The following is a 6177-nucleotide window of genomic DNA, read 5'->3' as shown; positions in this document are numbered from 1 at the left end:
TGACTAAATATTTGGTCAGCATGACATACTGGGAAGATCGGTCAAATGATCATTGAGGATCAAGTAAAATGGTGACTCAACCGTTGCTATTTTAAGCAGATTGAGTCAGATGGGCTGAATAGTTACACTTTTTCTTCGTTTTAGAGAAAGCTTTCCAGCGTATTCTAGCGCTTTTCCAAATTTTATAGCCTCATTGTCATAAGGTGCTAGTAGCTCATTATGCTTTTTGCATAAACACTTTTTTGTCAGCTCATTTTTAGGGATAACCTTATCCCCGGTTAAAAATCGAGCATTTCTAACATTTAGAAATTTATCTGAGAATAGCCCCTTAGTTAGATAATGTTCTCTTGACTGGATTCCACAACATTCGGACACTGTTTTTGCCCAACATTTCATCTTATAACCCCTTTATGCTAGATAAAATTTAGGATTATGGTCACTATACCCAACGGAACTCAACGTCAGCGAGCTTTGTTCGGTATTTCACCGAAATAAATGGTACTTGATGGTTGAAGCAGTAGTGATGCCATTGGTTATCTGCGGTTATATCGCCCCTTTTGAAAGCTTTAAAGTGTGGATGCTGCATGGATTGCCCTCCTAAAGTTCGATTTGGTATTCTGGTTTTGTGTTAGTTGAAATGGTTGATGTTATGTTAGATTTCGGATGATTTAACTTTGCTGTGTTCTCAGAGTGCTGTTCATGCTCTAATCCCATTACATAACTTTGGACTTTCTCCGCATCCCTTGAAGCTCTTAAAATTTCTTTTGGATCATCTTGCAGCACCTTAATCCACGCATCGACATAGGCTGCATGCTGGCCGAAGTCATGGCCGATTTGGAGTTCGTCACCGATCATTAGTGAGGCGATTTCGGCTCTGAGTTCTTCTTTGGCGTAGGATTCGTCACCGAAACGACCTGTCATATCTCGGGCTAATCGACTGGAATGGCCTGTGCTATGGGCTGCTTCATGATAAATGGTCGCCAGATATCGGTCTGCGGTTTCAAATTGGGCTTTGGCGGGTAAATGAATGCTGTCCGTTGATGGACTGTAGTAGGCATTATCGAGCTGATCATGATGAATGGCGACACCGATATTGTTTAGGATTTTTTCTGCTCGTTTATGACGTTGCCAATCGGGTTCAGTTTTAATTTCCAGTTCTGGTAAGCCTTCGATTTGGACAGCGTTGAACACAACGGCACTGAATACTTTGGGCTTTTCTAGTTTGATGGTTTCTTTTATGGGTTTACCGTCAGCACCTAAGATCTTTTTGCCATTACTGTCGGTTTTATCTACCTTATCGAACAGCTTCCAATATTGAACGATAGTGCCATGTTGTCCTTTCATGACTTTGGCATCGAGGCTATTGGCTTGCTTGAAAGTCATCCATCTTGGATCTTGTTTGCCTTGCATGGCTAACCAGATTGCATTGGAACCTTTATATTTAGTGCCACTGACTGGATTATGAGGCATTCTTGGTTCGCCCGGCTTCCAAGGTAATTGCCAAGGTGCAGTACCTTGCTTTAATTGTTCAATAAGCTTATTGGCGATTTGCTCATGGTACGGGACTTTGTTTTTTTGATTCGTTGGCATGGTTTACTCCCCATCAGTATCAACTTCTACTGCTTCCCATGCATCTTGTTCAGATAGCGCATCTTCCTCAAATGCACCCAGCTCGCCAGCTTCTGCTTTCGTGACTTCTACAATATTTTGTGGTGTGTTGAGCAGGTGTAGCTTTTCATCAAGCTTAGTGTTCAAGTTGTTGTTCATAGTGGTTTTCCTTATTTGGTGCAAAGCGGGATTTGGCAATTGAATTTTGTGGAGTAAATCTTTGCTTAAACCGTTCTAGTGCGGATTGTGGTTTGGCTTGTGAAGTCACTTGCTGCTTTGGTGGGGAAGTGGTTGGCTGAGCTTGGGGCTTTACCGCTTGAGTCTGTTGAGATGGCTTGTTGATGGTTACCCCTTGCTGTGCCAAAAGTTGATAATCCAGTGGTTGAGGTTTGTAACCTGTGACGTCCATGCCTTTGATTTTGGCTTGCAACCATGCTTCACGTTTGAAGTTCTGACTGCCTCTAAGCTTGATTTGTTGCCAGCCTCGGTGCTTAGCAATCGCCAATAAATCCATAATGATTTTGCTGTGCTCCAGTCGTGTTTGTAGTTTGTTGCCTTTGTCGATAAAGGCGAGTGCTGCTGAATTTCGATTGGGGAAATAGTTTTTGCCATTGGCTGAGGTGTAGCGCATATACAGATGTTTGGGCATCGGCATTTTTGATGTTTCTTTTTCTGGTTGCTCTTTGTTTGGTTTCGGAGGCTGTGTCGGGTTCTCTGGCTTTGTCTTTAATTCAGTTTCTGGTGTTTTTACTTGTTCGGGCACAGTTTTTTGCGACTGTGTTGCTATGGTTTTGAGTACAGGACTGATAGGCATAATGCTATTAAGCGGTGGCTGTAATCGTTCTGGTTTTTGGTACTTCAGCTCTGGCCAACAGCGTTCAATGTAACCTTCAATTTGCTTTTTCACTCTGAATATACTGTTGCTCATGTGTAAGTCATTGAAATCGGTTAAGCCATGTTGGATCTGTTCAGTATAGAACTTGGGCGTTAGCCAATGACCGCCAACTAAATTGGCTGATTCTCTGGCTTTTTGTATGCCTTTGTTGATTTGGCCTTTATGGTCATTGTCGGCAAGAAATAAGTGCTTAGCGCTAGGATACTTGGCACTGATCTTTTCAGCGACTTTGGGCATATTACCTGCGTCGACTGTCATCACTACGCTGCGACCTGTAGCTTCCGCAATACTCGCTGCTGTTGAGTAGCCTTCAGCATAGAGAATGGGTTCATTGGCGTTTAGTGGCCTATCGCCTACCACAAAGAAATGGCCTGACTTTTGTGCGCCTTTTTTAAGGCATTTAAAACCATTGGGACTTATTCGCTGAATGCTATGGATGTTCTGTTCAGCATCATAAAGCGGTATCACCAATCGGCCTTTTTTGTCCTGACAAACACCGGGATAAGCTTGTACGCCTTTGCGATTCAAATAGCCCTGACCACTGTTTGCCGTGGGTAGCTGTCTATACAATTGAGCGCAGCGTTTGGCGTGATGTTGTTGCTTTTGATTGAGACTTTGCTCTCGTCGATAGCGAATATTGGCCATGTGCGCTTTTTGATGAAGCTTTGCGGTTGGATCGGCTTGTTCAAAGCTGGCATGCCATTTTTGCGGCTCGCTGTGGTTACGGTGGTCTTGATACCAGCCAACGGGATGTCCATCATTAAATACGGCATAGACGCCACTCTTCTGTCCTCGTTTGTCATCTTGTGTGGCAACACGATGAATTTGACCATCCATCAGCGGTGGCTCTTTTAGTAAGAAACCTGCTGTTTCTAAGACATTGTTAAATTCAAGCAAGGGATCGGTATCGCTGTGCTGCTTCATCATATTGGGATCAGGCAGCCAAGGCTCAACTCTACATTTATCAGTGCCAGCTTTGGCGAACCACAAGCCTTGTTCACCATCAAAGCTGATGGCCGCAACGCCATTGCTGAGCCTGCCAATTTCCTTTTGTGCTTGCGCTCTATCGTCATAACCCACGGTCAAATAGGTTTTATGTTTCAATTGCTCATTACTCATGGTTTTCATCTCCAACTACATTTTTGAAATCGGTAACCAAGTCATTCATTGGTGTTTTTTGAAATATAGGCTCGGGGTTTGGTTGGTTCGACTGCTCTGCAACACTATTGTTAGGTTCAAATTGCTCAGCACTTGCTGTATCGCCATCATCAACACAGCGAATTTGAGTAATGGTGATTGAGTGCTGCTTGGGTGTAACTTTTGGGATGTCTGGAATTGAGTAATAATTTCTATCTGGGTGATTACCCCGAACACTTAGCTGTTTATCTTGATACCAACGCAGTTTTTGGCATTTTACGGGTGGGCAATTTTCTAGCAGTAAAATGGCATTATCAGCGCCCATTTGCATCAGCTCTTGTGGCAACATTAAGGCTCTGCCGTGATCACTAATACTTTCACTTTTACCGCCTTTGCCTGATAGCTGACGGCTGCGACTGCGGTTATTGATGGTAGATGTGCCAAGGCTATCTGAGATTTCTCTCGCCACTTTGGGATTTTTCGGTGCAAACACGATTTGCAGCGCATGATTATCCATTAAGGTTTCAGCGCCATCATGACCGTAGATTTCTCTTAGCTGGGCTGGAGATTGAATAATGGTAAGTAGCCGTAATCCATAACCTGCCACATAGCTAATGCCTTTGCTCAAAATGCTGACTTTGCCAATGGCTGAAAATTCATCGAGTAGCAATAACACTTGGTATTTGAGTTGTGGATTTTGTTCTGGCAGCTCACGAGTATTGAGGTCTATCAGCTGTTGAAAAAACAGATTAATGAGTGGTGATAAACGGCTTAAATCATCAGGAGTAACGCCGACATAAATCGACATTTTTTGCTGACGTATTTGGCGAAGGTCAAAGTCATTACCTGCGGTAACCGCATCAATTACTGGGTTATAAAACAGCTCTAAAGCCGAAGTGAAACTTTTCCGCACAGAGCCACGTGTGCGCTCTGGTGTATCAAGATATTCTTTTAGAGCCAACAAGCATTGGCTGGATAAACTGACGTTGGAATCCAGCCTTAATTCTAATTGCTGAGCCAGATATTCATCGCCTTGAGTGAGTAGCCTCAGCACTTCGCCCATGGTTACAGGCAAAGGTGGTGATTCAATCAAATACAAAACTAAACCCAGCCATAAAGAACGAGCAGAGGCTTGCCAAACGGGAGCTTCGTTATCGAGGTTGGGAAACAACATTTGACCGATTTTCTGAATATCGTTTATACGAAAACTGGGATCATTAGAGATGTAATACAGTGGATTCCAGCGATGGCTTTGGTAGTTTCTTGGTGCGAGATTAAGAAGAAAACATTGCTGGCCGTGAGCCTTTCGAAAACCTGAACTGATGTGCCAGTTCTCTTGTTTTATATCCAGCACTACCACTGAGTCTTGCCAACTCAGCAAGTTGGGAATAACCACACCGACACCCTTACCGCTACGGGTTGGTGCAGACATTAACACATGTTGCTGCCCTGCAAACTGTAAATATTGCTCTGAAAAGCCAAAGCGTTTTTTGCCAACGATGATGCCAGTTTTAGCCAGTAATCCAGCTTGTGTAATTTGCTTGGTGTCGGCAAATTTGGCGTCACCGTAGAGAGGCTGCTTTTTTGTTTTAAGCTTCTTGGCAATAAAAGCGATAACAGGTGCAAAGCCGATGGTAACGGATAAAATAAGATAAAACTGAGTGATACGCTGATATCCAAAGTAATAGGCGTATTTGAAAATGGTTAAGGGGCTGGATTGTTTTACATCGAGGTTAGCGAACCATAAGAACAAAGCACCACTGAGCCACAGACTTACGATAAAGACGCCAGTGATGCTTGATAAAATAATCCAGCCACGTTTGCTCATCATGCCTCCAACGACTTTGGATTAAAGAACACATCACTGACAAAACGCCTGCCATTAACCATTTGCAGCTGCACAATTACATCTACACACAAATTCAGAAGTTGCTTGATGTCCTCTCTTGATAATGACGAACCTGCTTGGCTTTCTTTTAGCAGTACCATCAACTGCTCTAATGCCAATTTAGGGCTACCTGCGTGCATGGTAGTAATGCTGCCCGGATGACCTGAGTTAATATTGCGAAGAAAGTAAAAGGCTTCATCACCACGAATAAGCTCTGCGACAAATACTCTGTCGGGCTTCATGCGAAGGCTTGCTTCTAATAGCTGCTTTTGAGTGATATTGGCGATGCCTTGATTTCCTGCGGAATAGAACAAACTGACGGTATTGGAGTGGGTGTTATACAGTTGCAGTTCATCGACATTTTCAATAGAAATCAATCGCTCTGAATCTGGAACTTGTTGCAGCAGTGAACGTAAAAAAGTAGTTTTTCCTGAGCCAGTGGCACCAGAAACGATGATGTTTTTTCGAAGCTTGATGGCAAGTTTTAAGAAAGCGGCAATATCATCATTTTGCTTAAAGGCTAACAGCTGGGCATCGGTTTCATTCTGACTGCCATCAACATGGCTTTGTTGTGAAAAATAGCCCTGCCGTTGATACTCGTCCAAGGTAAACACGGATTTGGACGGCTTGCGGATAGTAATGCTGATCT

General features: G+C 43.4%; 6 protein-coding genes. All 6 read right to left on the bottom strand.

Features of this window, described 5'->3' with window-relative positions:
- Positions 1-439: 439 nt before the first annotated feature.
- Entirely contained in the window at positions 440-586 is a 147-nt protein-coding gene (locus D5018_RS21830) for a hypothetical protein (protein WP_165905126.1), read from the bottom strand.
- 11 nt (positions 587-597) lie between these two features.
- Positions 598-1590 (bottom strand): ArdC family protein, encoded by a 993-nt coding sequence (locus tag D5018_RS20395; RefSeq protein ID WP_121840758.1) that lies wholly within the window; start codon positions 1588-1590, stop codon positions 598-600.
- Between the two features lie 3 nt (positions 1591-1593).
- Positions 1594-1767, bottom strand: coding sequence for a conjugal transfer protein TraD (locus D5018_RS20390; protein ID WP_121840757.1), 174 nt, complete (start codon positions 1765-1767; stop codon positions 1594-1596).
- Complete coding sequence (locus D5018_RS20385) at positions 1745-3622, bottom strand: LPD7 domain-containing protein (protein ID WP_121840756.1); 1878 nt, start codon at positions 3620-3622, stop codon at positions 1745-1747. The genes D5018_RS20390 and D5018_RS20385 overlap by 23 nt, the downstream gene beginning before the upstream one ends.
- A complete protein-coding gene (locus tag D5018_RS20380) occupies positions 3615-5471 on the bottom strand; it encodes a type IV secretory system conjugative DNA transfer family protein (RefSeq protein ID WP_121840755.1) in 1857 nt (618 codons plus the stop codon). Before D5018_RS20380 ends, D5018_RS20385 begins: the two co-directional genes overlap by 8 nt.
- Positions 5468-6177: P-type DNA transfer ATPase VirB11 (gene virB11, locus D5018_RS20375; protein ID WP_121840818.1), on the bottom strand; the 710-nt coding region annotated here is incomplete at its 5' end. The genes D5018_RS20380 and virB11, both read right to left, overlap by 4 nt.

Source organism: Parashewanella curva (assembly GCF_003675895.1).
Taxonomy (GTDB): Bacteria; Pseudomonadota; Gammaproteobacteria; order Enterobacterales; family Shewanellaceae; genus Parashewanella; species Parashewanella curva.
This window is presented reverse-complemented; position numbering and strand designations above follow the sequence as displayed.

Excerpts from the sequence above, each read along its gene's own strand:
- D5018_RS20385 (WP_121840756.1), bottom strand. The coding sequence starts at position 3,622 with ATGAGTAATGAGCAATTGAAACATAAAACCTATTTGACCGTGGGTTAT.
- D5018_RS21830 (WP_165905126.1), bottom strand. The coding sequence starts at position 586 with ATGCAGCATCCACACTTTAAAGCTTTCAAAAGGGGCGATATAACCGCA.
- D5018_RS20390 (WP_121840757.1), bottom strand. The coding sequence starts at position 1,767 with ATGAACAACAACTTGAACACTAAGCTTGATGAAAAGCTACACCTGCTC.
- D5018_RS20395 (WP_121840758.1), bottom strand. The coding sequence starts at position 1,590 with ATGCCAACGAATCAAAAAAACAAAGTCCCGTACCATGAGCAAATCGCC.
- D5018_RS20380 (WP_121840755.1), bottom strand. The coding sequence starts at position 5,471 with ATGATGAGCAAACGTGGCTGGATTATTTTATCAAGCATCACTGGCGTC.